Source organism: Frigoribacterium sp. AC759, assembly GCF_979256015.1.
Genome location: NZ_CEEDMT010000001.1, coordinates 332,852 through 359,849, shown reverse-complemented (window position 1 = coordinate 359,849; position 26,998 = coordinate 332,852). Strand labels below are relative to the sequence as shown.

The window sequence follows — 26,998 nt, the reverse complement described above, 5'->3', positions numbered from 1 at the left end:
ATGACGAACCCGCTCCTCGCCCCCAGCACGCTGCCGTATTCGCTGCCGCCGTTCGCGAGCATCACCGACGACGACTACCTGCCCGCGTTCGAGGCCGGCTTCGCCGAGCAGCTGGCGGAGATCGAGGCGATCGCCACCGACCCCGCCGAGCCGACCGTCGAGAACACCCTCGACGCGCTCGAACGGAGCGGCGCCATCCTCGCCCGGGTCGGCCACGTCTTCTTCAACAAGACGTCGTCGGACTCGAACGCCGCCACCGACGCCCTCGAGCTCGACCTGGCGCCTCGACTCGCCGCGCACACCGATGCGATCCGCCTGGACCCGCGGCTGTTCGCCCGACTGCGGAGCCTCCACGAACGGCGCGACGACCTCGACCTGACGCCCGAGCAGCGCTATCTCATCGAGCGGCTGGTCGACGACGCCGTCCGGTCGGGTGCAGCCCTCGGCGACGACGACAAGACCCGGCTGCGCGACCTGAACGGGCGGCTGTCGAGGCTGACGACCCGCTTCGAGAAGAACCTGCTGGCCGACACGAACGACCTCGCCGTGGTCGTCGACGACGTCGCCGAGCTCGACGGGCTCGACGCGGGTGCCGTCGCGGCCGCCGCCGAGGCCGCCCGCGACCGGGGACTCGACGGTCGGTACGTCATCACGCTCGTGCTCTTCAGCGGCCACCCCTATCTCGCGGCCCTGACCGACGAGGCTCTGCGGGAGCGCATCATGGACGCGTCGCTGTCGCGCGGGCGCCGCGGCGGGCCGTTCGACAATCGCGACCTCGTGCTCGAGATCGTGCGTCTGCGGGCCCGGCGGGCCGAGCTGCTCGGCTTCGCGAATCACGCCGCTTACGTCACAGCCGGCGAGACGGCGGGCACCCCCGAGGCGGTGGCCGATCTGCTCGCGCGACTCGCGCCTCCTGCGGCTCGCAACGCCCGTGCCGAGCAGACCGAGCTCGAGCGTCGGGCCGGGCGGCCGATCGCCGCCTCCGACTGGGCGTTCGTCGCCGAGCTCGTCCGCGCAGAAGAGCACGATGTCGACACCGCGGCCATGCGACCCTGGTTCGAGGCCGAGCGGGTGCTCCACGACGGGATCTTCTTCGCAGCGGGCCGGTTGTACGGTCTGCACTTCGCCGAACGACCCGATCTCGTGGCTTACCACCCCGATGCACGGGTCTTCGAGGTGACCGACGACGACGGCGCACCGGTCGGCCTCTACGTGCTCGACCTGCACACCCGCGACAGCAAGCGCGGCGGCGCATGGATGAACCCCCTCGTGTCGCAGTCGGGCCTCACGGGGCTGCCCACCGTCGTGGTCAACAACCTGAACGTCCCGAAGCCGCCCGCCGGCCAGCCGACGCTGCTGACGCTCGACGAGGTGACGACGTTCTTCCACGAGTTCGGTCACGCCCTGCACGGGCTCGTCGCCCGCGTCGCGTATCCGACCTTCTCGGGCACGAACGTGTTCCGCGACTTCGTCGAGTTCCCGAGCCAGGTCAACGAGATGTGGATGCTCTGGCCCGACGTGCTGGCGAACTACGCCGTGCACCACGAGACCGGCGAGCCCCTGCCGACCCGACTGGTCGACGCCCTCGTCGCGTCGCAGGGGTTCGGCCAGGGGTTCGAGACGAGCGAGTACCTCGCCGCCGCCCTGCTCGACCAGGCGTGGCACTCGCTGTCGTCGGCCGAGGCCGAGGCGGTCGTCGACGTCGAGGCGTTCGAGAAGGAGGCGCTGGCCGCGGTCGGTCTCGATCTCGCGTCCGTCCCGCCCCGCTACTCGAGCACGTACTTCGCCCACACGTTCGCAGGCGGATACGACGCGGGCTACTACTCGTACATCTGGAGCGAGGTGCTCGATGCCGACACCGTGGAATGGTTCGAGGAGAACGGCGGCCTGACCCGCGCGAACGGCGACCGGTTCCGTTCACGCCTGCTGGGTGTCGGTGGCTCGAAGGATCCCCTCGAGGCGTTCCGCGACTTCCGAGGCAGGGAGGCGCGGGTCGAGCCGTTGCTGGCCCGTCGCGGTCTCGCGTAGTCGGCGCGCACTGGGGCGGGTTCGCGTCATCGGTGGCGGGTCAGCGCTGCCCCGCCCCCTATGACGGGAACCCGCCGGACCCGCTGAGGGCACCCCGGCTGGACCGCTCGCCCCGGCGCGCGAGAACGCCCCGACCGCCAAGCGGCCGGGGCGTTCTCGCGTGCAGAGGATCGCGCTGGGCTACGCGGACTTCTCGGTGCGCTGCTCGACGACGCGGGGCACGATGGTCGGCGCCGCGTTCTCGAGCACGGAGGCACGGGTCACCACGACCTTGCCCACGGTGTCGTCGGAGGGCACGTCGAACATGATCGGCCCGAGCACCTCTTCGAGGATGGCCCGCAGCCCTCGTGCGCCGGTCTGCCGGAGGACGGCCAGGTCGGCGATCGACTCGAGCGCGCCGCGATCGAACTCCAGCTCGACGCCGTCGATCTCGAACATGCGCTGGTACTGACGTACGAGGGCGTTCTTCGGCTCGGTGAGGATCTGCATGAGCGCCGGCTGGTCGAGCTGGGTCACCGTCGTCACGACGGGCAGACGGCCGATGAACTCGGGGATCAGACCGAACTTGTGCAGGTCTTCGGGGAGGACCTCGCTGAAGAGGGCCGCCTCGTCCTCCTTGCTGTGCAGAGGGGCGCCGAAGCCGATGCCCCGCTTGCCCGCGCGGTTCGAGATGATCTCTTCGAGCCCGGCGAACGCACCGGCCACGATGAACAGCACGTTGGTCGTGTCGACCTGGATGAACTCCTGATGCGGGTGCTTGCGACCGCCCTGCGGCGGCACGGAGGCGACGGTGCCCTCGAGGATCTTGAGCAGCGCCTGCTGCACGCCCTCGCCCGACACGTCTCGAGTGATCGAGGGGTTCTCGGCCTTGCGGGCGATCTTGTCGATCTCGTCGATGTAGATGATGCCCGTCTCGGCCCGCTTGACGTCGTAGTCGGCGGCCTGGATGAGCTTGAGGAGGATGTTCTCGACGTCTTCGCCGACGTAGCCGGCCTCGGTCAGGGCGGTCGCATCGGCGACGGCGAACGGGACGTTGAGACGCTTGGCCAGAGTCTGCGCCAGATAGGTCTTGCCGCAGCCCGTCGGACCGATGAGCAGGATGTTCGACTTCGAGATCTCGACCTCGTCGGCCAAGGACTCGGCGGCGGTGAGGGTCGAGGCGGCGCGGATGCGCTTGTAGTGGTTGTACACGGCCACGGAGAGGGAGCGCTTCGCCGCGTCCTGGCCGATCACGTACTCTTCGAGGAACGAGTAGATCTCGCGGGGCTTCGGCAGGTCGAACTCGCTGGTGGGCTCTTCGCCGGCTTCGGCGAGGCGCTCTTCGATGATCTCGTTGCAGAGCTCGACGCACTCGTCGCAGATGTAGACGCCGGGGCCGGCGATCAACTGCTGGACCTGCTTCTGGCTCTTTCCACAGAACGAGCACTTGAGCAGATCGGCGCTCTCACCTATACGTGCCATGCCCGGCCTCCTTCGTGGCGTGAAGATCGGCGACCCTTGACGGTCGTCGTGCATCGAGCCTAACGCGATCCTCCGACGCCGACGGACCCACGCGGGCCGGGCGCCGGATCCGCCCACACGACGAAGCCCCGGACCGCGTGGTCCGGGGCTTCGAGGCGACCGTGGTCGGAATCGGTCAGCGCGTGAGCGCCGGCTGGTTCTTGCGCGAGGTCAGCACCTGGTCGACGAGACCGTAGGCCAGGGCCTCCTGTGCGCCGAGGATGTTGTCGCGCTCGATGTCGCGGTTCACCTCTTCGGGGGTCTTGTTCGAGTGGAACGACAGCGTCTCTTCGAGCCAGGTGCGCATGCGGAGCACCTCGGCGGCCTGGATCTCGATGTCGGACGCCTGGCCCCCGCTGTTGCCGCCGGTCGACGGCTGGTGGATAAGCACGCGGGCGTTGGGGAGGGCGAGTCGCTTGCCGGGCTGACCGGCGGCGAGCAGCACCGCGGCGGCCGACGCGGCCTGACCGAGGCACACCGTCTGGATCTCGGGGCGGATGTACTGCATCGTGTCGTAGATCGCCGTCATGGCCGTGAACGAGCCGCCGGGCGAGTTGATGTAGAGCGTGATGTCGCGGTCGGGGTCCATGCTCTCGAGCACGAGCAGCTGCGCCATGATGTCGTCGGCCGATGCGTCGTCGACCTGCACGCCCAGGAAGACGATGCGGTCTTCGAACAGCTTGGCGTAGGGGTCCTGGCGCTTGTATCCGTAAGCCGTGCGCTCTTCGAAGCTGGGGAGGATGTACCGGGAATCGGGGGTCTGGACGCGGCCCGCACCACCCATCATCGGGAGTTCCATGTGTTCTTCTCTTTCTGTGCTGACGATCGGGTGGGGGCTACGACTGGTCGGTGCCGGCGCCGCCGACGACGTCGGTGGCCGAACCGCGGATGTGGTCGACGAAGCCGTATTCGAGGGCCTCTTCGGCCGTGAACCAGCGGTCGCGGTCGCCGTCCTCGTTGATCTGCTCGACGGTCTTGCCCGTCTGAGCCGCCGTGATCTCGGCGAGGCGTCGCTTCATCGAGAGGATGAGCTGCGCCTGCGTCTGGATGTCGGACGAGGTGCCGCCGAAGCCGCCGTGCGGCTGGTGCAGCAGAACACGCGCGTTCGGCGTGATGTAGCGCTTGCCCTTGGTGCCGGCGGTCAGCAGCAGCTGACCCATCGAGGCCGCCATGCCGATGCCGACCGTGACGATGTCGTTCGGCACGAACTCCATGGCGTCGTAGATCGCCATGCCCGCGGTGATCGACCCGCCGGGCGAGTTGATGTACAGGTAGATGTCCTTCTCGCTGTCCTCCGCGGCGAGGAGCAGGAGTTTCGCTGCGATCTCGTTGGCGTTCTCGTCGCGCACCTCGGAGCCGAGCCAGATGATGCGGTCTTTGAGCAGTCGGTCAAAAACACTGTTGGGCAGTGTCACATCGGCCATGGTGGAGCTCCCATTCGTTGTCGCTTGCTGTCGAATCTATAGGGTCCAACGCACGGGTTCCGGACTGTTCGCCCACGGCAGATAGCGGGTGGCGACGGGTGTCCGGCTCCGGCGTCGGGCCGACCGAGGAGGCGCGGTGCCGGGGACGACGGAGGGCCGGGTGCGTTCTGCACCCGGCCCTCTCGTGTCGACCGGCGGTCGACCTCAGACGTGTCGACTACGCGTGGTCGTGACCCTCGTGGTCGTCGTCGTCCGAACCGACACCCGCCGTGGCGGTGAAGGCGGACAGGTCGACGGCCGCACCCTCGCCGTCGACGACCTTGGCCTTCGACAGCACGACCGCGAGGGCCTTGCTGCGGGCGACCTCGCCGACCATGGCGGGGATCTGACCGTTCTGGTCGAGGACCTTGATGAACTCGCCCGGCTCCATGCCGTACTGGGCGGCACCCTGGATCAGGTACTGGGTGAGCTCGTCCTGCTCGACCTTGACCTCTTCCTTCTCGGCGATGGCGTCGAGGAGGATCTGGTTGCGGAAGGCCTTCTCGCTGCTCTCCTTCACCTCGGCGCGGTGCTCGTCGTCCTCCAGGCGGTTCTCCTGCTCGAGGTGACGGTGCACCTCGTCCTCGACGAGCTTCTCGGGGACGGGGATCTCGACCGACTCGAGGAGCTTCTCGACGACCTGGTCGCGAGCCTGACCGCCCTGGCCGAACGACTTCGACTTGGCGAGCTGCTCGCGCAGGTCGGCCTTGAGCTCGTCGATCGTGTCGAACTGGCTGGCGATCTGAGCGAAGTCGTCGTCGGCCTCGGGGAGCTCGCGCTCTTTCACGGCGGTCACGGTGACGGCGATGAGCGCGGTCTCGCCCTCGCGGTCGCCGCCGAGCAGCTTCGACTCGAAGGTGGTGCTCTCACCGGCGGTGAGCGACTCGAGAGCCTCGTCGATGCCCTCGATCAGTTCGCCCGAACCGAGCTCGTACGAGATGCCCTTGGCGGTGTCGACCTCGTCGTCGCCGATCGTGGCCGTGAGGTCGATCTGGGCGAAGTCGCCCGTGGTGGCGGGACGGTCGACGGTGACGAGCGTGCCGAAGCGGGTGCGGAGGTTCGCGAGCTCTTCGTCGACCTCGTCGTCGGAGATCTCGACCGTGTCGACCGTGAGCTCGATGCCCTCGTAGTCGGGCAGGTCGAAGTCGGGACGCACGTCGACCTCGACGGCGATGGTGAGGTCGCCCGAGAAGTCCTTGACGTCGGGCCAGCCGACGACGTCGGCCTCGGGGCGGCCGAGCACGCGGATCTCGGTCTCGGTGACGGCCTCGCGGTAGAACTTGTCGAGGCTCTCGCTCACGGCGTGATTCAGCACCTCTTCGCGACCGACGCGCTGGTCGATGATGGGCGGCGGGACCTTGCCCTTGCGGAAGCCGGGGATGTTGATGGTCTCGGCGATGTGCCCGTAGGCGTGCGTGACGCTGGGCTTCAGCTCGTCGGGAGTCACGACGATGTTGAGCTTGACGCGCGTGGGGCTGAGCTTTTCAACCGTGGTCTGGACCAATGTGGGGCTTCTCCTGTGTTGGCGACGCTGAACTCACATCCGAGACAGCAGGTAGACGATCGTCGGGGCGACAGGACTCGAACCTGCGATCTTCCGCCCCCAAAACGGACGCGCTAGCCACTACGCTACGCCCCGTGTATCACCTGGAACGGTCTCACCCCGTGTTGTCCCGTTGAGGTCGGGTCGGGGAAAAGGCCGCGGTCAGTCTAGCCGACGCGAGCGACCGGTGACTGAACGAACCGGCAGATGGTTTATAGTGGTTCTACCCATGCGGCCGAGGCCGCGTCCGGGGATGTAGCTCAATGGTAGAGCCTCAGTCTTCCAAACTGATGGCGCGGGTTCGATTCCCGTCATCCCCTCCGATTCAGTCCTCCGGGGTCACCGATCTCATGATCTCGTCGAGGCCCGTCTGCGGCAGCACCCGCTCCCCGAAGTAGGCGGCGCCGTACTTCGTGAAGTGGATGCGGTCCGGCGAGAGGATGCGCCCCTCGTCGTCGGTGATGGGCACGCGGCCGCCCACCGCGAGGTCGAGCCAGGGCACGAGGTGCTCGGCCGGGATCAGATCGCGGGCGACGTGGTCCATCTCGACGATCTCGTCGGGGACGGAGTTGGTCAGCAGGGCACGCTCGTCGGGCGCCTGGCGTGCGATCCAGTTCGCGTTGTCGCCGAAGTTCTTGGCGCCGCCGTAGAAGATCTCCTTGCCGTCCGCCACGGCCTGAGCGAGATCGTCTCGCACGCACGTCGGGTACTCCCGATCGGTGGCGTAGAGGATGAGCTCGGCCGCCTCGTAGCGCTCGTCGAAGTGGGCGGGCCTCGGCTGGTCGCGGAGGCATCCGAGCACGCCGGGCTGATGGATGATCTCGAGCCGCGCCTCCGGATAGGTCTCGAGGACGGCGTTGGCCAGGTCGCGCGAGAAGCTGTTGCCGACGACGAAGACGTTGAGCCGGTCGTCGTCGACGAAGCGCTCGGCGTCGTTCTCGATGAGGCGCTGGACGTACGTGACGTCCGTGGCGCCGTCGGCCAGCACCTCCGGCGCGTAGATGCGACCAGGCAGACCGTTGGTCGAATGGAGCACGAGGCCCGCGGCGGCGACGAGCACGACGGTCGACCCGATCGCGGGGGCGAAGACTCGGCGGCGGACCGTGTCGGGCGATCGGAACGGCGTCTCGACGAAGCGCCAGGTGAGCCAGGCGAGCGCGAGGGAGACGACCGAGAGCGCGAGGAAGACCCCGACGGGGGGCTCTTCGGGCGACCAGATGCGGGCGAAGGCGAAGAGGGGCTGGTGCCAGAGGTAGGCGCTGAAGCTGATCAGGCCGACCAGCACCACGGGCGGCCGAGAGAGCACCCGGGCGGCCGGGGTGCCCTCTCGCGCGAAGGCGATGACGAGGGCGGCGCCGACGACCGGGACGACCAGGACGAACGGGGAGACGGCCGAGCCGCCGTCGACGGCCACGACGGTGGCGACGATGGCGAGGAGCCCCGCGGTCGCAGCCGCGGAGGCGGCACGAGGGCCGAGGAGGCGCGGTGCGGCCTCGGCACCGGGCCGCGCGTGCCACAGGGCCAGCCCGGCCCCGACGAGGAGCTCCCACGATCGGGCGGGCAGCAGGTAGAAGGCCGCATCGGGATCGGTGGACGACCACCAGACGGCGACCCCGAAGCTGACGAGCCCGACGACGACGACGACGCCCGATGCCGCCGCCCGACGCCCGAGGGCCAGCAGGGCGAGCAGCAGCAGGGGGAACAGCAGATAGAACTGCTCTTCGACGCCGAGGCTCCAGGTGTGCATGAGCGGCTTGAACTCGGAGGCGGTGTCGAAGTAGCCGCTCGACAGGTACAGCAGGACGTTGTTGCCGGAGAGCAGGGTCGTGACGAGCGACTGGCCGAAGTTCTCGAGTTCGTCCGGCATCATCCAGAGGACCGCGAACGGCGTGCACGCCGCCATGACCACGAGCAGCGCCGGCGCGATGCGCCGGATGCGGCGAGCCCAGAACGACCGGAGGGTGAAGGTGCCCCGTGACCGCTGGCCCACGATGATGCCCGTGATCAGATAGCCGCTGATCACGAAGAACACGTCGACGCCGACGAGACCGCCTGCGAAGCCGGCCACCCCCGCGTGGAACAGGATGACGCTGACGACCGCCACGGCCCGGAGGCCGTCGATCTCGGGTCTGTAGATCACGTGTCGGGACTCCCCTGCTCGATAACCATGAACAGATATCAACTTTAGCATATCAATACCGGATCGCCTCGAGCGATTCGCGCAGCGACCGCGGGTGCCGCAGAATGGCGCCATGACCCCGGGATCGTCGCCCCGCCGCTCCGTCCGCCGACGGGCGCGCCTGCTCGGCACCGCCGCCACCGTCACGGCCGCCGCACTGGCCGTGGCGCTGTCCGCCTGCTCCGCACCGAGCACCACGGCCCCGCGTGCCGAAGGCGGTGTGGCACCGGCGGCGTCCGCCGACGATCTCCGGGTGGCGGTGGTCGGCGACTCGCTGAGCGCAGGCCGCAGCGGGTTCCTCGGCAACGGACTCGACGACGAGTCGTGGATGACCTACGCGCAGGGCGACGGAGTCGTGTTCGCCGGCGGCTGGGCCCGTGCCGGCGCGACCGTCGAGCAGATGGCCGCCGCCGTCTCGCCCGTCGACGCCGACGTCCTGGTGCTGATGGGAGGGACGAACGACGTGCGTCACGGCACGAGCTTCGCCGAGGCCGAGGCGTCGTACGAGTCGATCATCGGCACGGTGGGCGCCGACCGCGTGCTGATCGCGGCGATCCCGCCCTACCAGCCCGCCCCCGAGGAGGCCATGGCCTACGAGGCCGACCTGGCCTCATGGGCCTATGGCGAGGACTATCCGCTCATCGATCCCTGGCTCTTCGCGAGAGGAGCCGACGGACAGTGGGCCCCGGCCACGAGCGCAGACGGCATCCACCCCACGGCAGCCGGCTACGAGAGACTCGGCCGCGAGCTGCACGAGCTCATCCTCGACGAGGCGGCGTCACCCGCCGACTCGACCCGGGGTTGACGACCGCTCGGCACCCGGGCTTGACGACCGCTCGGCCAGCGCGTCGTCTCCCGGTGCCGTCGCGCCGAGGCCCGAGGCGCCGCCGCCGCGGGCGGGCCTGCCCGTCGGCTTGAGGCGCAGCGCCTGCTTCTCGACCGCCCAGTAGGTGATCGTCGCGAGGGTCAGTGTGATCGCGACGGTCACGACGAGATAGAGGACGTACAGCGCGCGTCCGCCCTGACCGGGATCGAGGAGGTCCTGCATGATGCGGATGACCGGCATGTGCCACAGGTAGACGCTGAACGAGATGACCCCGAGGCCACGGACGGGCGCCCAGTCGCAGAACCGGGCGATGAGACCCAGACGGTCGCCGTGGGCCGGCAGCACCATGAGCAGCAGCACGCCCGTGAAGCCGATGGACGCGAAGGTGTCTTGGAACTCGGGGGTCGAGCCGATCCAGGCCACCACGAAGGCGGCCCCGATGATCACGAGCAGCGTGCCGCGGAGAGCGGAGACGGCCACTCGAGGTGCGGCCCCCCGCCGGACGGCGATGTAGAGCAGCGAGGCGGCCATGCCGAAGGCGAAGAGGTCGGCGTGCAGCAGCAGACTGCGGCTCACGACGGAGAACCAGTTGTCGGACCACGCGAGGTCCCCACCGCTCAGGCCCGACGTCTCGCCCACCGTGTGCTGCCAGATCTTGCCGGCGACACCGGCGACGAACATCGCCCCGACCGGCACGAGGGAACCGATCCAGCCGGAGGTACGGAGCGCGACGTGCCGACCGAGCATCGCCAGGAACGGGAGCACGAGGTAGAAGGTCAGCTCGACGGTCAGCGTCCACGAGACCTCGAGACCCGTCCGCAGTGTGCCGGGCAGGTAGGAGTGCAGCAGGGTCAGGTCGACCAGGGTCTTCCACCACGGCAGCCGACCGAACTCGTTCTGCGACAGGAACGACATCTGCAGGACGAAGTTGACGATCAGGAGGACGACGACGTAGGCCGGCCAGATGCGCAGGAACCGGTTCGTGGCGTAGCGCCTCAGCGACGGCAGCTCACGACCCTCGATGATGCGGGTGGCGAACGGCCAGAACAGCAGGAACCCCGAGAGCACGAAGAACAGGCTCAGGCCCTGGTGCATGAAGAAGACGAGCAGGGGCATCGTCTCGTCCTCGACGTCGCGCGTCAGGACGTGCGCCACGTGGTACGAGAGCACGGCCATCGCCGCCAGCCCGCGGAGGCCTTCGAGACCCACGATGCGATCGCCCCAGTACGGCGCCGCCGACGCGCCCGGAGGGGTCGGGGTCGGGGCTGGCGCGGACATCGCCACAGGCTACCCGAGGGTCCTGGCCGGCGCCCCTCCCATGCGTCGCCCCGTGCGAGACGGCCGGCGGGTGGTCAGTGCCGCCCCCGGTGCCGGTGCCGGTGCCGGTGTCAGTGCTGCAGGTAGGCCAGCACCGCGAGCACGCGGCGATGGTCGGTGCCGCTGTCTTCGAGCAGCAGCTTCTGGAAGATCGAGGTGACGTTCTTCTCGACGGCGCCGGTGCCGATCACGAGCGCCGACGCGATCGCGGCGTTCGTCCGCCCCTCGGCCATCAGGGTCAGGACCTCTCGTTCACGCGGCGTCAGCGCCGCGAGGGGGTCGCTGCGCCGACCGAGCAGCTGCGACACGACCTGCGGGTCGAGCACCGTGCCTCCGTTCGCCACCCGCTCGAGGGCGTCGCGGAACTCGTCGAGCGACGCGATGCGGTCTTTCAGGAGGTAGCCGACTCCTCCGGAGCCCGCCTCGAGGAGGTCTCGGGCGTAGGCCACCTCGACGTACTGCGAGAGCAGCAGGATCGACGTGCCGGGTCGGCGCGAGCGGATCTCGATGGCCGCGCGCACCCCCTCATCGGTGTGCGAGGGGGGCATGCGCACGTCGAGGACGGCCACGTCGGGGAGGTCCGCGTCGAGCGCGGCGAGCAGCTCGTCGGCGTCACCGTAGGCCCCGACGACCACGACCCCGATCTCGTCGAGCAGTCGGACGAGTCCTTCGCGCAGCAGCACGGAGTCGTCGGCGACCACCACACGGAGGGCGGGATCGAGGGTGCTGTCGGCCATCCGGTCAGTCTAGGGAGACCACGGTCTCCGTCGGCATCGTCGGCGTCGTCGGGCTCGCGGTCAGCGGGATGCTCACCGTCACGATGGTCGGCCCGCCCGCCGGGCTCGAGATGTCGAGGAACCCGCCGAGTCCCACCAGGCGCTCCTGCACCCCGGCCAGGCCGTGCCCGTCGCGGAGCCCCGCCCCGCCGCGGCCGTCGTCGGTGGCCACGAGCTCGAGGAGCAGCCCCATGCCGTCGGGCGCCTGCCGTGTGCGCACCACGATGTCGGCCGACGACGCCTCGGCGTGCTTGCCGATGTTCGTGACCAGCTCGGAGGCGATGAAGTACGCGTTGCGCTCGATGTCGACCGGGAGGACCACGTGGGCGGGCACCCGGTCGAGCAGCGTGGTCGGGATCGTCGCCCGGTCGACCAGCGACTCGAGGGCGGCGAGCAGACCGCGGTCGAGGAGCAGAGGAGGCGCGAAGCCGCGGGACAGCGCCCGCAGCTCCTCGAGGGCCTCCTGGGACTGCACCCGCGCCTCCTCGATGAGGCTCCGGCTCTTGTCGGGGTCGGTGTCGACGGCGCGGGAGGCGGCGGCGAGATCCATCTGGAGCCGGACGAGTCGCTGCTGCGGGCCGTCGTGGATGTCGCGTTCCAGGCGGCGGAGCGCCGTGCCCTCGGCGGAGAGGGCCGCCGTGCGGGAGATCTCGCGGTCGGCGAGCTCCACCTCGAGCTCGTCGGAGCGGAACCCGCCGAGCATGGCCGCGGCGATCGCCTGGTGCATCACGACGAACCCGTGCAGCACGTACGGCAGCAGCAGGACGACCGCGGCGAGGACGACCACGCCCACGGCGAGGGCCATGAACCCGACGGTCGACCCGCTGAGCGCGTCACCCAGGGAGTAGATGTTCCACGGCACGACGGCGGTGAGGATCAGCACGCCCAGGAGCACGAGCCCCAGCGGGACGGCGAGCGCCGCGAATGTGACGAACGAGGTGAACCCCGCGACCACGGGGAAGACGACGACCGCGTAGAGGAGGTAGAGCCAGTAGTGCGGGTTCGCGACGACGGACACGGCGCGGACGATGCGCTTGTCGGAGCGACCCCACGTCGTGTTCGGCGTCCAGTCGACGGGGCGGATCGGGCGGTCGGAGGCCCACCGCAGCCGCGTCACCTCGAAGGTGCCGAACCAGCGCGCCGCCCAGAGGGAGACGAACACCACGACGGCGAGCGACAGGAGGCTCGCGATGTAGCCGCCGGAGGTCTCCCACCCGCGGAGGGCGATGTTGGCCGCGACGACCACCACCACCACGAGCACCGCCGACAGCGCGATGTAGCCGAGCTCGCGGGGCAGGCCGCGCCAGCGTCGGGCGTAGCCGCCGGCCTGCCGCGGCGGCGAGAGGTAGGGGTTCGGGGTCGTGATGGGGGTCTCCTGGTTCATGCTGTCGAGCCTGGTCGACGGCCGGCGTCCGACCCATGGTGCCAGCGACCGGAACCCGGGTGGGGTTATCCCCCGCCTCCGACGCTCTCGGTGAGGCGAGGCTGGCCTTCGTGAGCCGAGCCTCAGCTTGCTTGCGGAATCTTCTCAGACCTCTAGCGTTGACCCCATCGTCAAGGAAAGGACCACGTCATGACCGACCTCACCCGCACCGTCCCCCAGGGATCCGTCGACCCCGACGTCGCTGCCGGCGTCGCCCAGTTCCTCAGCCAGATCGTCACCGACATGACCGCGCTGTCGGTCAACGGCAAGCAGGCCCACTGGCACGTCCGCGGCATCGCGTTCATCGCCGTCCACGAGCTGATCGACGTGGTCGTCGACCACGCACGTGAGTGGGCCGACCTCGCCGCGGAGCGCGTCGTCGCCCTCGGGCTGCCCGTCGACGGGCGCATCGCCACCGTCGCCGCCAACACGGTCATCCCGCCCACCTCGCCCGGCTTCAACCAGATCGACACCACGATCGCCGAGCTCGTGGCTCAGATCGACGCCTCGCTCGTCGCGGTCCGCACCGCGATCGACGAGCTCGGCGAGCTCGACGCCTCGAGCCAGGACGTCGCCATCGAGATCTCGCGCGGCCTCGAGAAGGACCGCTGGTTCCTCGCCGCGCACGTCGCCGGCTGAGACTCCCGCTCCAGACGATCGGAGGCCGTCGCCCCTCGGGGCGGCGGCCTCCGTCGTGCTCCGCCTGCGCGGAAGCGGACCGCAGACGCCCGAGTCAGCCGAGCGCGACGTGGGTGAAGCGGCCGCCCAGCAGCGTTGCCGCGACGTCGAACGCCCGGAGGTCGGCGTCCGCCGCCGACAGAGGGTCGGACTCCGTCACGACGAGGTCCGCCACCGATCCCGCCTCGACCGAGGATCGCCCGCGAGTCGAGGCCGCGAGCGCGACCGACGAGACCAGACGCTGCTCGGGGTGCCAGGCCTCGCGTCCGTCGCGGGACCGCGACACGGCGGCGGCCATCGATACCCAGGGGTCGAGCGGCGCCACGGGCGCATCGGACCCGAGCCGTAGGGTCACGCCGGCGGCGGCGAGCGACTCGAAGGCGAAGGCGCGATCGGTGCGCCCCGCCCACAGGCGGTCGGCCACGTCGCGGTCGTCCATCGCGTGCTCGGGCTGCACGCTCGCGACGATGCCGAGCCGGGCGAACCGAGCGACGTCGCGGGCGTCGACGAGCTGCGCGTGCTCGATGCTCCCGCCGCAGCCGACCGCCTCGAGGGCGTCCAGGGCGAGGGCGTTCGCGGCGTCGCCGATGGCGTGCACCGCGGGCACCAGTCCGGCCGAGGAGGCGCGGCGCAGCCAGTCGACGAGCTCGTCGGCGTCGTAGGCGGACAGGCCCCGACCCGCGGGGGTGCCCTCGAGACCCGCGTAGGGGTCGTGGCAGAAGGCGGTGCGGGTGTTCAACGACCCGTCGGTGATGATCTTGAACGGGCCCATGGTCACGAGTCCCCCGGTGCCGTCGACGACGTCGCCGGTGCGGAGTCCCCGCTCGATCACCCGGTCGAGGTCGGCGGGGTAGACGCCGGCCGACACCCGGAGGCTGCGGTCGCCGCCGGCGACCCGTCGCGCCCACCGGTCGATCGAGAACGACATCTCGAGGTCGACGATGCCGACGACGCCACGCGCGGCCGCGGCGGCGGACGCGTCCGCCACCCAGCCGTCGAGGAGCTCGTCGGGGACCGCGCTCACCCGCGTGCTGACGTCGAAGGCGTCCTGCTCGCGCAGCAGACCCGTGGGGTGGCCGCCGTAGCCGTATCGTGCCAGGGCCGCGGAGTCGAGCCACGCCGCGTGCAGGTCGTTGCTGACCAGCACGACGGGCACGTCGCCGCTGACGGAGTCGAGCACCCCGCGGGTCGGCTCGTCGGCCCACAGGGCGTCGAAGAAGCCGTAGCCGACGAGCGGCTGCCCGCTCGGCGGCGGGTCGTCGCGCAGCTTCTCGCCGACGAGCGACGCCGCGTGGGCGGCGGAGCGGGCGGTCGAGAGGTCGAGTCGACGCCGGGCGAGCGCCCACTGGTCCATGTGCACGTGCGAGTCCCAGAGACCGGGTGCGAGCCAGCGCCCGCCGAGGTCGACCACGTCGACGCCGGGAGCCGGGGTGATGCCGGGGGCGATCGCCGAGACCTCGCCCGATTCGATCAGCACGTCGGCCGGGGAGCCGTCGCTGCCGACGAGGCGGGCGTCCGTCAGGATCAGGCCCCGCGCCTCCTCGGCTCCTACGGTCGGGGCGTCGACGAGACTCATCGGTCGCGCACCCGTCGCATCTCGGCGGCCAGCGCCGGCTGCGCGTAGTGCCGGCCGTGCTCGAGCTCGTCGACGATGCGGTCGACGACCTCCGGCGGCTTGTTCTGACTGAGCTTGAGGCGGGCGTCGAACCGCGTCACCCGCAGGCGGATGCCGACGGTGCCCTTCGCGACGCGGCGGGAGCCCTCCTCGTCGAGAGCGAGCGACACGGGCTCGGGCATCACGTTCTCGAAGTGGTCGACGAGCTCGCCGAGCACTCGGAAGTTCTCGTCGTCGGACAGGATCTCGGGGACGCCCCAGAGATGCGCGGTGACGTGGTTCCAGGTCGGGACGATCTGCTCGGCGGGGTACCAGCCGGGCGAGATGTAGCCGTGCGGGCCCTGGATGATCACCATGGCCTCGTGCTCGCCGAGCTCGTGCGAGCGCTCGTCGGGGCGGCCGACGTGGCTGACGATGGAGATCGCGTCGGGGTCGGCCGGGTCGGCGGGCTCGAGCACCACGGGGTAGTGCGACGCGACGATGCCCGCGGCCGTGTGCGACACGATGGTCGCCCACGGGTTCTCGCGGATCAGGCGCCTGACCTCGTCGACATCGGTCAGGACGAACGTGGGGGTGTGCCGCATGGGCTCAAGTCTGGTCGGTCGGGCACCAGTAGAGCTTCCGACCCGCGGCCATCTCCATGACGATGTTCGTGCCGCAGACCCGGCAGGGCAGTCCTTCGCGGTGATAAACCCAGTGCCGGTCGGCCCGGCTGCGGAGGGCCTTGGTGTGCTGCGCCTTCGTCAGACCGTCCATGGTCATCATCTGGCCCAGCTCGACGCCGCTCTTCAGGAGCTTCGTCCAGTCCTTGTAGAGGGCGCGCAGCACCTCTTCGGGCACCTGGTTGCCGGGGGTGTGCGGGTCGAGCCGCGCCCGGAAGAGCAGCTCGGCCCGGTAGATGTTGCCGATGCCGCTGACGACGCTCTGGTCCATCAGCAGCAGACCGATCGGGGTGCGCTTCTTGCCCGCGACCGACACGAACCGGTCGGCGCCCTTCTTGGGCGAGTCGACCAGCGGGTCGGGGCCGAGCTTGGCGATCGCCATGTCGACTCCCGCCGCGTCGAGCACCTCGCACTTCGTCGGACCGCGCAGGTCGCCGACCGCCGTGTCGGTGAGCAGCCGCACCCGCACCTGGCCGACCGGCTCGGGCGGGAACGACTCGATGTCGTCTTCGGCCTTCTCCTGCTCGGCCATGCGCACCCGACTCGTGCGCGGCGCTCCGATGCTCGCCATCGAGTGCTCGCCGTCGTCGTCGGGGGCGTTCTCGGCCTTGCGCGTGGCGGCCCGGCGACGCCGCGACTCGGCCATCGAGTGCCCCGTCGCGATCTCGCCCGCGAAGTCCCAGGCCCCGTAGAGCCCCAGGTGCACGTGCAGCCAGAGCCCGTTGTCGAACTCGAGGAACATCTGCTTGCCGACGGCCTTCGCGGCCACCATGGTCGCACCGTCGAGCCTCTCGGCCCCGGCCGCGAAGCGCCCCCGAGGCGAGCTGACCGCGGCTCGGTGCCCGACGAAGCTCTGCTCGAACTGGTTGGCGATGCGGTGGACGGAATGACCCTCGGGCACGGTGCTCCCTCTCTCGGGGTGAGGTCCCGGCGGCGGGGCCGGGACGACGAAGCGGCGGGGACCCCGACCGGGGCGCCCGCCGCACTCGACGTTACGTCGTCAGTCGACCGGGTGCCCGGCGATGGCCCCGGTGGTCTCGTACTCGCCGACCTGCGCGATGCGTCGCGCATGACGCTCGTCGTGGCTGAAGGGCTCGGCGACGAAGGCGTCGATGAAGGCGAGCGCCTCGGACTCGGTGTGCTGACGCGCGCCGATGGCGATCACGTTGGCGTCGTTGTGCTGTCGGGCCAGACGGGCGGTCGAGTCGTTCCAGACCAGTGCGGCTCGCACGCCCGCGACCTTGTTCGCGGCGATCTGCTCGCCGTTGCCCGAACCGCCGAAGACCACGCCGAGCGCGTCGTGGCCCTCGCGCTGATCGCGGACGACCGCCCTCGCCGCCGCGATGCAGAACGACGGGTAGTCGTCGAGGGGCTCGTACGAGGTCGGCCCGTGGTCGGTCACGTCGTGGCCCGCGTCGGAGAGGTGCTGGATGACCGTCTGGCTGAACTCGAGGCCGGCGTGATCGGTCGCCACGTGGATGCGCATGGTGATCATCATAGAACCGGGCCGGCGGACGGATCGCGACCTGCGCATCCTCGGCGGCGGGGCCCTCGAGCCGAGGAGGCGCGGGTCGTCAGTCGAAGATCGGCCCGACCGTGCGGGTGCGCTTGATCTCGAAGAACCCCGGGTACGAGGCGACGGCCACGACGCCGTCCCAGAGGCGCGCGGCCTCGTCGCCCTTCGGCGCGGGCGAGATGACCGGCCCGAAGAAGGCGGTGCCGTTCACGGCGATCACCGGCGTGCCGACGTCCTGTCCGACGCGCTCGATGCCGTCGAAGTGGCTGGCGCGCATCTGCGCGTCGTACTCGTCGGTGTCGGCGTACCGCGCGAGGTCGGCGGGCAGGCCGACCTCGGCGAGCGCCGCGGGGATGACCACGTCGGCGTCGGTCTCGCCGCCGGGGTGGATGCGCGTGCCGAGGGCGTCGTAGAGGGGCTTGACGGCGGACCGCCCGTGCAGCTCGCCGACGGCCGTGACGAGACGCGTGTAGCGGAGCATGCGGGCGAAGTTCGCCTTGTACTCGTCGCTGACGTCGTTGTCCTCGTTGAGCACGGCGAGGCTCATGATGTGGAAGGTCACGTCGAGATCGCGGTGCACGGCGACCTCGTCGATCCAGCGGCTGGTCATCCAGGCCCAGGGGCACGAGGGGTCGAACCAGAAGTCGACGGCGGTTCGGGGAGCGGGGGCGACGGTGTCGGTCATCGCCCCAGTCAACACCCCGCGTCACGACGGCCGGTCTAGGCTTTCAGCGGACCACGAGTCCCCTCACTACCTATACGGATGGAGCCACCGTGCCCGGAGAGAACCTCACCCGCGTCGAAGCGCAGGAGCGCAAGAGCATCGTCGACGTGCAGTCGTACGAGATCGACCTCGACCTGACCCGCGGCGACGAGGTGTTCGGCAGCACGACCACCGTGCGCTTCACCGCGACCCCGGGCGCCTCGACCTTCATCGACGCCCTCACCCGCACCGTGCACTCCGTGGTGCTGAACGGCACGGCGCTCGACGCCGCGGCCGTCTCGGACGGCGTGCGCATCCAGCTCGACGGTCTCGCGGCCGAGAACGTGCTCGAGGTCGTCGCCGACGCCGAGTACACCAACACCGGCGAGGGTCTGCACCGCTTCGTCGACCCCGTCGACGGCGAGGTCTACCTCTACTCGCAGTTCGAGGTGCCCGACAGCCGCCGGGTCTTCGCCGTGTTCGAGCAGCCCGACCTCAAGGCGACGTTCCAGTTCACCGTCACGGCGCCCGCCCGCTGGCAGGTCGTCAGCAACCAGACGACCCCCGAGCCCGTCGTCGACGGCGAGACCGGCACCTGGACCTTCGCGCCCACGCCCGTGCTCTCGAGCTACATCACCGCGATCATCGCGGGCCCCTACGACGTCGTCCGCAGCGACCTCACGAGCGCCGACGGCCGCACCATCCCCCTCGGCATCTTCACGCGTCGCTCGCTCACCGAGTACCTCGACGCCGACTACATCTTCGAGAAGACCCGCCAGGGCTTCGGGTACTACGAGGAGAAGTTCCAGTACGCGTACCCGTTCGAGAAGTACGACCAGCTCTTCGTGCCCGAGTTCAACGCCGGCGCGATGGAGAACGCGGGCGCCGTGACCTTCGTCGAGACGTACGTGTTCCGCAGCAAGGTGACCGACGCCATCAAGGAGCGCCGCGTCGTCACGATCCTGCACGAGCTCGCCCACATGTGGTTCGGCGACCTCGTCACCATGAAGTGGTGGAACGACCTCTGGCTGAACGAGTCGTTCGCCGAATGGGCGTCGACCATCTCGACGGCCGAGGCCACCGAGTGGACCGAGGCCTGGACGACGTTCCAGGCGATGGAGAAGAGCTGGGCCTACCGCCAGGATCAGCTTCCCTCGACCCACCCCGTCGTCGCCACGATCAACGACCTCGAGGACGTCCAGGTCAACTTCGACGGCATCACGTACGCCAAGGGCGGATCGGTGCTGAAGCAGCTGGTCGCCTGGGTCGGCATCGACGCGTTCTACGCCGGCGTCGCCGCGTACTTCCAGAAGCACCACCACTCGAACACCGAGCTCAGCGACCTCCTCGTCGAGCTCGAGGCCACCTCGGGTCGCGAGCTGACCAGCTGGTCGAAGCTGTGGCTCGAGACGGCTGGTGTCAACACCCTCCGCCCCGAGCTCGAGGTCGACGCCGACGGCGTCATCACCTCGTTCGCGGTGCTGCAGGAGGCGGCGGCCGACTACCCGACGATCCGCCCGCACCGTCTCGCCATCGGCCTCTACGCTCTGCAGGGCGGCTCGCTGGTCCGCACCGACCGTGTCGAGATCGACGTGGACGGCACCCGCACCGAGGTGCCCGAGCTCGTCGGCCTGACGCGCGGCGACCTCGTGCTCATCAACGACGACGACCTCGCCTACGCGAAGATCCGTCTCGACGAGACCTCGCTCGAGACGGCGCTGGAGCACCTCTCGGAGATCGCCGACCCGCTGGCGCGCGCCCTCGTCTGGGGCTCCGTCTGGGACGCCACCCGCGACGCCGAGACCTCGCCGTCCGACTACGTCCGCCTCGTGCTCGACAACATCGCGACCGAGACCGAGTCGACGACCATCCGCACGACGCTCTCGCAGCTGCTGCAGACAGCCCGCAGCTACGTCGCCCCCGCGCGCCGCGCCTCCACGGTCACCGAGGTCGGCGACGGCCTCTGGGCCCTGGCGCAGGCCGCCGAGGCCGGGTCGGACGCCCAGTTCCAGTTCGTCACGTTCTTCGCGGCGATCGCGTCGACCGAGGCCCACAAGGAGGCGCTGGCCGGTCTGATCGACGGATCGGTCGCCCTCGAGGGCCTCACCGTCGACACCGACCTCCGCTGGCAGCTGCTCGAGGGCCTCGTGCTCGTCGGCGGCGCCGGCGAGGCCGAGATCGACGAGGCCCTGGCCGCCGACAACACGGCCAACGGGGCGCAGGCCGCCGCCCGCGCGCGAGCGACCCTCCCGACGACCGCGGGCAAGGAGGCCGCCTTCGCCTCGATCGTCGACAGCGCCGACCAGCCCAACGCCATCGTGCGGGCCACGACGCTCGGGTTCCAGCACGCGAACGACCCGGCGATCCTGCAGCCGCTCGTCGACCGGTACTTCTCGTCGCTGACAGGCATCTGGGAGTCGCGCAGCTACCACATCGCCGACACGCTCGTCTCGGGGCTGTACCCGGCCGGCCTCGCCGACCAGGCCCTCGTCGACGCGTCGTACGCGTGGCTCGAGGCCAACCCCGACGTGCCGGCCCTCCGCCGCATCGTCAGCGAGAGCGTCTCGGGCGTCGAGCGCGCCCTGCGCGCCCAGGCGGCGGACGAGCGCTAGTCGGCCCGCCGGCCGGCCGACCGGCCGGCACCGCCCCGCACCCGAAGCGGCAGACCTTCTCAGAGGGTCTGCCGCTTCGGCGTTCAGCGGCCTCACCGCAGAGACCTGACGACCCGTGCTTCACTTGTCGACGATGACTCTCCTCCTCCTCGCCGCCGGCACCGACCCCGCCGCCCCTGTCTCCTTCGACTGGGACGCCTTCTGGAAGATGTGGGGCATCCCCATCCGCATCGCGGGCATCATCATCGTCGCGGTGCTCCTCCGGGTGGCGCTGCACTTCACCATCCGTCGGATCGTCGACCAGGTCGTCAACGGCATCAAGCGCAAGCAGAACGTCGACGACACGCAGGCGCTGATGGCCTCGCCGCTTCAGGCCGTCCGCGTCGTGCAGCGCACGCGCACCCTCGGCAGCGTGCTGAACAACGTCGTCACCGTGCTGATCGCCGGCATAGCGCTCGTGCTCGTGCTCGGCGAGCTCAACTTCGACATCGTCGCCATCGTCGGGGCGGCCAGCGTCGTCGGCGCCGGTCTCGCCTTCGGCGCCCAGAACATCGTCAAAGACCTGCTGAACGGCGTCTTCATGGTCGCCGAAGACCAGCTCGGGGTCGGCGACGTGGTCGACGTCGGGCCGGCCGCCGGGGTCGTCGAGGCCGTCGGCATCCGCGTGACGCAGATCCGAGACGTCAACGGCGTCCTCTGGTTCGTCCGCAACGGCGAGATCCTCCGGGTCGGCAACATGTCGCAGGGCTGGACCCGCGTCGTCATCGACCTCGCCGTGCCCTACTCGGCCGACGTCGACCAGGTGCAGGACGCCATGCTCGAGACCGCGATCGAGCTCGCCGCCGTCCCCCGCTGGAAGCGCGCGATCCTCGAGACGCCCGAGGTCTGGGGCATCCAGTCGATCGCCGAAGAGCACGTCGTGATCCGCATCGTCGTGAAGACGAGGTCGTCCGATCGCGACACCGTCGACCGCGAGCTGCGCGCCCGGCTGAAGAAGACCACCGATGCACTCGACATCGTGCTGCCGTCGCTGACCAGCGTCGTCCTCACGGGCTTCGACAGCGCCTCCTCCGTCCAGGGCGCACGTCCGCCCCGCACCTCGCCGACGCCGCACATCCCGAAGGGCAAGCGCAAGTGACCGATCTGCCCCCGACTCCCCCGTCGTCCGGTCTCGGCGGCGGCCCCGGCCTGCCCGTCGGCCCCCCGAGCGCAGGAGGCGCGGCTCAGCCCGTCACCCTCCGCGCCGGTCTCGGACAGGACGCCGCCCAGGGCAACTTCTGGCAGCAGATCGGCGGTCGGCCGACCTTCGAGCGACTCGTGCGGCGCTTCTACGAAGGGGTCCGGCACGACGACGTGCTCTGGCCGATGTATCCCGAAGCCGACCTCGAGGGGGCGATCCAGCGACTGACGGGGTTCCTCGAGCAGTACTGGGGCGGACCGACGACCTACAGCCAGGAGCGCGGGCACCCTCGCCTGCGCATGCGCCACGCGCCCTTCACCGTGACACCCGAGGCGCGCGACCGCTGGCTGCTGCACATGCGCACGGCCGTCGACGAGCTGTCGCTGTCGCCGCTCGACGACGCCACCCTCTGGGCCTACCTCGAACGCGCCGCCCACGCGATGGTGAACGCGCCGTCCGCCTGACCGACGGGCGCCCACCCGGGCGACCCGCGCCTCCTCGGGGTCCGTCCGGATCTCGACCGGGGTGCGGGTCGGCTCGCGTCAGGGTCGACTCGCGTGCGGGTCGGCTGGCGTCAGCCGCCGAGCAGGGAGGCGCGGCGCTTGACGAGCACGTGGCCCCGACTGGTCGTCAGCCGCGTCCACGGGCCGGTCTCGAAGAGCGCGACCTCGTCGCCCTCGACCAGGAACCCGAGGCTCAGACCGGCGAAGGCGGCCCCGGCGGGCACATGCTCGAGACCCGGGACGGAGCGCGACCAGACCTCGGAGCGCACGCGGTGCACGATCTGCTCGCCGGCGTTCTCGGGCAGTGCCGCCGCGATCTCGTCGATGCCCGAGGTCGCCGTCGCCCGCAGGACGCCCTCGTCGGCGCCCGGCAGCGGCGACCAGCCGCCGCGCGGCGGCGAGATCGCGGCCCAGGTGACCGTGTTGACCTCGACCGGGAGCGACACCGTGACGGGCGCCGTGGGATCGACGACGTCGTTCTGCAGCCTGACCAGCCGCTCCTTCATCGACCGGACGGGCACCACGGCGTCGAAGACGGGCGAGTCGTCGAGCTGGTAGGTGCGGAGGCCGAGCACCGTGGGGCTCTCGTCGAGCAGCCCGAGGGGGTAGAAGACGGCCGTGTAGACCGCGAGCACTCCGGAGCCGGCGATGAGACGCACGGAGCCGTCTTCGACCCGGCCCGCCCGCCCCAGATAGGTCGCGAGGTCGCTGAGGGAAAGGGAGTCGGGGAGGGTGAATGTCGTGCTCATCGGCCCCCTAAACTACATCGGATGACCGACGATCCGCTGCAGAGCCTGCTCGCCACCCTCGACCTGGCCCCCGCGGGCAACGTCGGCGGCCAAGACGTCTTCACCGGCACCTCGCAGTGGGAGCCCCTCGGGCGCGTCTTCGGTGGTCAGGTGATGGCCCAGTCGCTGGTCGCCGCTCAGCGGACGATCGGCGGCGAACGGGCGGTGCACTCGCTGCACGCGTACTTCCTCCGCCCCGGCGATCTCAGCATCCCCATCACGTTCACGGTCGACCGGATCCACGACGGGCGGTCGTTCGCCACCCGACGGACTCAGGCGTCGCAGGACGGCGTGCCCATCCTGTCGATGATCGCCTCGTTCCAGACCCTCGACGACGGCCTCGACCACCAGGTCGAGATGCCGACGGACCTCCCGGGGCCCGACGACGTGCCGAGCGACTCCGAGCTGCTGTCGGCCGTCGACCACCCCGTGGCCCGTGCCTGGGCCGCCCGCCCGTTCGACATGAGGCACGTGCCGTCGCCCGTCTACTTCACGATCGACGGCGCCCGGGTGGCGCACCAGGCCGTGTGGATGAAGGCGACGTCGCCGTTGCCCGACGACCTCGATCTGCACCGCGCCGCCCTGCTCTACGCCAGCGACTACACGCTGCTCGAGACGATCTACCGTCGGCACGGCGTGCCGATGATCACCCCCGGGCTGAAGGCCGCCAGCCTCGACCACGCGATGTGGTGGCACCGCCCGGGCCGCGCCGACGAGTGGATGCTCTACGTCCAGGAGAGCCCGAACGCCACCGGTGGGCGCGGACTCGCGCTCGGTCGCATCTACGACGGGTCGGGTCGACTGCTCGCCAGCGTCGCGCAGGAGGGCATGATCCGCGTCCCCCGGGCCTGACGGCCGTGCGGCGCCGGGCGGTGCGGGGCTTCTCGAGGCCGCTCGTGGTGCTCGAGCGCGGGTTCGGCGAGGTGCGACTCAGCGACGACGGAAGGTCAGCGGCGGCTCGACGAAGGGCTCCCATGCGGCGCGTTCGCGGGCCGAGATCCGTCGCGGCGTGTTCGTCGGCGTGTCGACGAGCACGATGGTCGTCGCCGCCTTGGTGAAGAGCTGCCGCGGTTCGACGCCGAGTGGTGACCACACCTCGTAGCAGACCTCGAGGCTGGCGCCGCCGAGCCGACCGACCCAGACTTGGATGTCGAGCGGCGCCCTGAGGTACGGGATGGGCAGCAGGTACTCGAGCTCCTGACGAGCGATGAGGGTCATCGTGTCGGCACCGGGGCTGCCGTCGAGCACCGCCGCGCCCGACGTCTGGTCGACCTCGCCGTCGACCGACCAGAACGCGTCGATGCGCGCCTCTTCGAGGAGGCGCAGCATCGACGCGTTGTTCACGTGCCGGTACCCGTCGAGGTCGCTCCAGCGGACCCGGGTCGGAACGTGCAGGCGGGTCATCTCAGTCGCGGGTCAGCTTGCGGTACGTCGCCGAGCTGGGCTTGGCGGCGTCGGCACCGAGACGTTCGATCTTGTTCTCTTCGTAGGCCTCGAAGTTGCCCTCGAACCAGTACCACTTCGGTGTGCCGTCGTCGTTCAGCCCCTCCCACGAGAGGATGTGCGTCGCGATGCGGTCGAGGAACCACCGGTCGTGGGTGATGACCACGGCGCAGCCGGGGAACTCGAGCAGAGCGTTCTCGAGGCTGCCGAGGGTCTCGACGTCCAGGTCGTTCGTGGGCTCGTCGAGCAGCAGGAGGTTGCCGCCCTGCTTGAGGGTGAGCGCCAGGTTGAGGCGGTTGCGCTCACCACCGGAGAGCACACCGGCCTTCTTCTGCTGATCGGGGCCCTTGAATCCGAACTGCGAGACGTAGGCACGCGACGGGATCTCGGTCTTGCCGACCTGGATGTAGTCGTGCCCCTCGGAGACGACCTCCCACAGGTTCTTGTTCGGGTCGATGCCGCCGCGGCTCTGGTCGACGTACGAGATGTCGACCGTCTCGCCGACCTTGAGCTCGCCGCCGTCGAGCGGCTCGAGACCGACGACCGTCTTGAACAGGGTCGTCTTGCCGACGCCGTTCGGGCCGATGACGCCGACGATGCCGTTGCGGGGCAGCGTGAACGAGAGATCGTCGATCAGGACGCGGTCGCCGAAGGACTTGTGCAGCTTGTGCGCGTCGATGACCTGCGAGCCGAGTCGCGGCCCGACGGGGATCACTATCTCCTCGAAGTCGAGGGTGCGTGTGCGCTCGGCCTCGTTCGCCATCTCTTCGTAGCGGGCCAGACGCGCCTTGGACTTCGCCTGGCGGCCCTTGGCGTTGCTGCGGACCCACTCGAGCTCGGAGGCGAGGCGCTTCGCCAGCTTGGCGTCTTTCTTGCCCTGCACCTGCAGGCGCTCGCCCTTCTTCTCGAGGTAGGTCGAGTAGTTGCCCTCGTAGGGGTAGAGACGACCGCGGTCGACCTCGGCGATCCATTCGGCGACGTGGTCGAGGAAGTACCGGTCGTGCGTCACGGCGAGCACGGCGCCGGGGTACTTGCTGAGGTGCTGCTCGAGCCAGAGCACGCTCTCGGCGTCGAGGTGGTTGGTGGGCTCGTCGAGCAGGAGGAGGTCGGGCTTCTGCAGCAGCAGCTTGCACAGCGCGACGCGACGCTTCTCACCACCCGAGAGGTTCGCGACCTCGGCGTCGCCCGGGGGCGTGCGGAGGGCGGACATCGCCTGCTCGAGCTGCGAGTCGAGATCCCACGCGTCGGCGGCGTCGATGTCCTCTTGGAGGGTGCCCATCTCGGCGAGCAGCGCATCGAAGTCGGCGTCGGGCTCGGCCATGGCGGCCGACACCTCGTTGAAGCGGTCGAGCTTCTGCTTGATCGGACCGACGCCCTCCTGGACGTTCTCGAGCACGGTCTTGGTCTCGTCGAGCTCGGGCTCTTGCATCAGGATGCCGACGGTGTAGCCGGGGCTGAGCTTCGCCTCGCCGTTGCTGGGGGTGTCGAGCCCCGCCATGATCTTCAGGATCGTCGACTTGCCGGCGCCGTTGGGCCCCACGACGCCGATCTTGGCGCCGGGGATGAACGACATCGTGACGTCGTCGAGGATCAGCTTGTCGCCGACCGCCTTGCGGGCGCGCACCATCGAGTAAATGTATTCGGCCATGGGGTCCAGTCTATCGGGCAGGGCGATGCGCCCCGGTGGGTGAGAACGAAGAGGAGGGCGCCGATGGCGCCCGGGTCACCAGTCGATGGTCCGCGTCGTGCCGATCAGGCAGTCGCCCGTGCCGAGCACCGGGGCGACCTGGCTGGAGTAGCCGGTCGACCCCGCCTGACCGACGAGGCATTCTTCGCCGCGCAGCACGGAGAACTGGATCGAGTCGGCCTCTCGACCGATCGACGTCGTGTCGCTCGTGACCTGCATGTCGGCCTTGTCGAACCCGGCCGCGACGAGGTTGTCGACGAGCGACCGACCGTCGGTCGCTCCCCCGCCGTCGAGGTACGAGCTGTTGACCCGGTCGAAGAAGGCGCGGGCCTCGTCGATCGGGGCGTCCGCCGCGAGGGAGGTGGCCGCCGCCGCCGCGGATGCGCTCGGCACGGGGTCGGTCGCGACCGGGTCGGGGCTCGAGGTGCAGCCCGCCGCCCCGAAGGCCAGGGCCAGCAGCACCACGGCGGACGGCGCGAGACGCGAGCGGGGCACGGCGGGCCTTCCTCTTCGCGGACGATCATGCGGCCCGGGCGGAGCCGCTGCCGATTCTACG

Annotated in this window: 24 protein-coding genes and 2 tRNA genes; 8 read left to right on the top strand and 18 right to left on the bottom strand. The window is 70.1% G+C overall.

Going from position 1 to position 26,998, the window contains the following annotated elements; genetic code table 11:
• The gene (locus ACZ6JE_RS01675; RefSeq protein ID WP_464318024.1) at positions 1 to 2,028 is read left to right on the top strand and encodes a M3 family metallopeptidase; all 2,028 of its coding nucleotides are present in this window, start codon (positions 1 to 3) and stop codon (positions 2,026 to 2,028) included.
• Between the two features lie 180 nt (positions 2,029 to 2,208).
• Here ACZ6JE_RS01675 and clpX read toward each other — a convergent pair whose 3' ends face one another.
• From clpX to ACZ6JE_RS01650, 5 genes are all read right to left on the bottom strand, one after another.
• Positions 2,209 to 3,489 carry an ATP-dependent Clp protease ATP-binding subunit ClpX gene (gene clpX / locus ACZ6JE_RS01670; protein ID WP_192059966.1) on the bottom strand — a complete coding sequence of 427 codons (1,281 nt, stop codon included), beginning with the start codon at positions 3,487 to 3,489 and terminating at the stop codon, positions 2,209 to 2,211.
• Positions 3,490 to 3,664: 175 nt separating this feature from the next.
• Positions 3,665 to 4,327: an ATP-dependent Clp protease proteolytic subunit gene (locus tag ACZ6JE_RS01665; protein WP_279292988.1), complete on the bottom strand. Its 663-nt coding sequence runs from the start codon at positions 4,325 to 4,327 to the stop codon at positions 3,665 to 3,667.
• Between the two features lie 37 nt (positions 4,328 to 4,364).
• Positions 4,365 to 4,952 (bottom strand): ATP-dependent Clp protease proteolytic subunit, encoded by a 588-nt coding sequence (locus ACZ6JE_RS01660; protein WP_192059964.1) that lies wholly within the window; start codon positions 4,950 to 4,952, stop codon positions 4,365 to 4,367.
• 217 nt (positions 4,953 to 5,169) lie between these two features.
• A complete protein-coding gene (gene tig / locus ACZ6JE_RS01655; protein WP_192059962.1) occupies positions 5,170 to 6,495 on the bottom strand; it encodes a trigger factor in 1,326 nt (441 codons plus the stop codon).
• Positions 6,496 to 6,557: 62 nt separating this feature from the next.
• A tRNA-Pro gene (locus ACZ6JE_RS01650) sits at positions 6,558 to 6,630 on the bottom strand.
• Between the two features lie 153 nt (positions 6,631 to 6,783).
• On the opposite strand from ACZ6JE_RS01650, the gene ACZ6JE_RS01645 reads away from it, so the two are divergent.
• A tRNA-Gly gene (locus ACZ6JE_RS01645) sits at positions 6,784 to 6,854 on the top strand.
• A gap of 5 nt (positions 6,855 to 6,859) precedes the next feature.
• Here the strand turns inward: ACZ6JE_RS01645 and ACZ6JE_RS01640 are convergent.
• The gene (locus ACZ6JE_RS01640; RefSeq protein WP_464318023.1) at positions 6,860 to 8,674 is read right to left on the bottom strand and encodes an acyltransferase family protein; all 1,815 of its coding nucleotides are present in this window, start codon (positions 8,672 to 8,674) and stop codon (positions 6,860 to 6,862) included.
• A gap of 112 nt (positions 8,675 to 8,786) precedes the next feature.
• On the opposite strand from ACZ6JE_RS01640, the gene ACZ6JE_RS01635 reads away from it, so the two are divergent.
• Complete coding sequence (locus ACZ6JE_RS01635; RefSeq protein WP_464318022.1) at positions 8,787 to 9,518, top strand: SGNH/GDSL hydrolase family protein; 732 nt, start codon at positions 8,787 to 8,789, stop codon at positions 9,516 to 9,518.
• Here ACZ6JE_RS01635 and ACZ6JE_RS01630 read toward each other — a convergent pair.
• From ACZ6JE_RS01630 to ACZ6JE_RS01620, 3 genes are all read right to left on the bottom strand, one after another.
• Positions 9,492 to 10,817: an acyltransferase family protein gene (locus ACZ6JE_RS01630; protein ID WP_320476940.1), complete on the bottom strand. Its 1,326-nt coding sequence runs from the start codon at positions 10,815 to 10,817 to the stop codon at positions 9,492 to 9,494. The genes ACZ6JE_RS01635 and ACZ6JE_RS01630 overlap by 27 nt on opposite strands.
• A gap of 110 nt (positions 10,818 to 10,927) precedes the next feature.
• On the bottom strand, positions 10,928 to 11,593 hold the full coding sequence (locus ACZ6JE_RS01625; protein ID WP_192059954.1) for a response regulator transcription factor: 666 nt from the start codon (positions 11,591 to 11,593) through the stop codon (positions 10,928 to 10,930).
• 4 nt (positions 11,594 to 11,597) lie between these two features.
• Positions 11,598 to 13,016 (bottom strand): sensor histidine kinase, encoded by a 1,419-nt coding sequence (locus ACZ6JE_RS01620; RefSeq protein ID WP_464318021.1) that lies wholly within the window; start codon positions 13,014 to 13,016, stop codon positions 11,598 to 11,600.
• A gap of 189 nt (positions 13,017 to 13,205) precedes the next feature.
• Between ACZ6JE_RS01620 and ACZ6JE_RS01615 the strand changes: the two genes are divergently transcribed.
• The gene (locus tag ACZ6JE_RS01615; protein ID WP_055794695.1) at positions 13,206 to 13,694 is read left to right on the top strand and encodes a Dps family protein; all 489 of its coding nucleotides are present in this window, start codon (positions 13,206 to 13,208) and stop codon (positions 13,692 to 13,694) included.
• 94 nt (positions 13,695 to 13,788) lie between these two features.
• Here ACZ6JE_RS01615 and ACZ6JE_RS01610 read toward each other — a convergent pair whose 3' ends face one another.
• The 5 genes from ACZ6JE_RS01610 to ACZ6JE_RS01590 all read right to left on the bottom strand — a co-directional run bounded on the left by ACZ6JE_RS01610 (position 13,789) and on the right by ACZ6JE_RS01590 (position 18,211).
• Positions 13,789 to 15,309 (bottom strand): amidohydrolase, encoded by a 1,521-nt coding sequence (locus tag ACZ6JE_RS01610; protein WP_464318020.1) that lies wholly within the window; start codon positions 15,307 to 15,309, stop codon positions 13,789 to 13,791.
• A complete protein-coding gene (locus ACZ6JE_RS01605; RefSeq protein WP_192059948.1) occupies positions 15,306 to 15,932 on the bottom strand; it encodes an FMN-binding negative transcriptional regulator in 627 nt (208 codons plus the stop codon). The genes ACZ6JE_RS01610 and ACZ6JE_RS01605 overlap by 4 nt, the downstream gene beginning before the upstream one ends.
• Before the next feature lie 4 nt (positions 15,933 to 15,936).
• Positions 15,937 to 16,911 (bottom strand): Fpg/Nei family DNA glycosylase, encoded by a 975-nt coding sequence (locus ACZ6JE_RS01600; protein ID WP_464318019.1) that lies wholly within the window; start codon positions 16,909 to 16,911, stop codon positions 15,937 to 15,939.
• 99 nt (positions 16,912 to 17,010) lie between these two features.
• Complete coding sequence (locus ACZ6JE_RS01595) at positions 17,011 to 17,496, bottom strand: ribose-5-phosphate isomerase (protein ID WP_464318018.1); 486 nt, start codon at positions 17,494 to 17,496, stop codon at positions 17,011 to 17,013.
• A gap of 88 nt (positions 17,497 to 17,584) precedes the next feature.
• Positions 17,585 to 18,211 (bottom strand): mycothiol-dependent nitroreductase Rv2466c family protein, encoded by a 627-nt coding sequence (locus tag ACZ6JE_RS01590; RefSeq protein WP_464318017.1) that lies wholly within the window; start codon positions 18,209 to 18,211, stop codon positions 17,585 to 17,587.
• Positions 18,212 to 18,300: 89 nt separating this feature from the next.
• On the opposite strand from ACZ6JE_RS01590, the gene pepN reads away from it, so the two are divergent.
• The 3 genes from pepN to ACZ6JE_RS01575 all read left to right on the top strand — a co-directional run bounded on the left by pepN (position 18,301) and on the right by ACZ6JE_RS01575 (position 22,485).
• A complete protein-coding gene (pepN, locus tag ACZ6JE_RS01585; protein ID WP_464318016.1) occupies positions 18,301 to 20,841 on the top strand; it encodes an aminopeptidase N in 2,541 nt (846 codons plus the stop codon).
• Between the two features lie 133 nt (positions 20,842 to 20,974).
• The gene (locus ACZ6JE_RS01580) at positions 20,975 to 21,979 is read left to right on the top strand and encodes a mechanosensitive ion channel family protein (RefSeq protein WP_464318015.1); all 1,005 of its coding nucleotides are present in this window, start codon (positions 20,975 to 20,977) and stop codon (positions 21,977 to 21,979) included.
• 149 nt (positions 21,980 to 22,128) lie between these two features.
• Positions 22,129 to 22,485: a globin gene (locus tag ACZ6JE_RS01575; RefSeq protein ID WP_243214216.1), complete on the top strand. Its 357-nt coding sequence runs from the start codon at positions 22,129 to 22,131 to the stop codon at positions 22,483 to 22,485.
• A gap of 110 nt (positions 22,486 to 22,595) precedes the next feature.
• Here the strand turns inward: ACZ6JE_RS01575 and ACZ6JE_RS01570 are convergent, their stop codons facing one another.
• Positions 22,596 to 23,273 carry a hypothetical protein gene (locus ACZ6JE_RS01570; RefSeq protein WP_243214200.1) on the bottom strand — a complete coding sequence of 226 codons (678 nt, stop codon included), beginning with the start codon at positions 23,271 to 23,273 and terminating at the stop codon, positions 22,596 to 22,598.
• Positions 23,274 to 23,294: 21 nt separating this feature from the next.
• Here ACZ6JE_RS01570 and ACZ6JE_RS01565 point away from each other — a divergent pair, with 21 nt between their 5' ends.
• The gene (locus ACZ6JE_RS01565; RefSeq protein WP_192059936.1) at positions 23,295 to 24,164 is read left to right on the top strand and encodes an acyl-CoA thioesterase; all 870 of its coding nucleotides are present in this window, start codon (positions 23,295 to 23,297) and stop codon (positions 24,162 to 24,164) included.
• Positions 24,165 to 24,242: 78 nt separating this feature from the next.
• Here the strand turns inward: ACZ6JE_RS01565 and ACZ6JE_RS01560 are convergent, their stop codons facing one another.
• From ACZ6JE_RS01560 to ACZ6JE_RS01550, 3 genes are all read right to left on the bottom strand, one after another.
• Positions 24,243 to 24,716: an acyl-CoA thioesterase gene (locus ACZ6JE_RS01560; RefSeq protein WP_192059935.1), complete on the bottom strand. Its 474-nt coding sequence runs from the start codon at positions 24,714 to 24,716 to the stop codon at positions 24,243 to 24,245.
• A gap of 1 nt (position 24,717) precedes the next feature.
• Positions 24,718 to 26,403, bottom strand: coding sequence for an energy-dependent translational throttle protein EttA (ettA, locus tag ACZ6JE_RS01555; protein ID WP_192059933.1), 1,686 nt, complete (start codon positions 26,401 to 26,403; stop codon positions 24,718 to 24,720).
• A 75-nt stretch (positions 26,404 to 26,478) separates the two neighbouring features.
• Positions 26,479 to 26,937: a DUF6993 domain-containing protein gene (locus tag ACZ6JE_RS01550; protein ID WP_464318014.1), complete on the bottom strand. Its 459-nt coding sequence runs from the start codon at positions 26,935 to 26,937 to the stop codon at positions 26,479 to 26,481.
• Positions 26,938 to 26,998 lie beyond the last annotated feature (61 nt).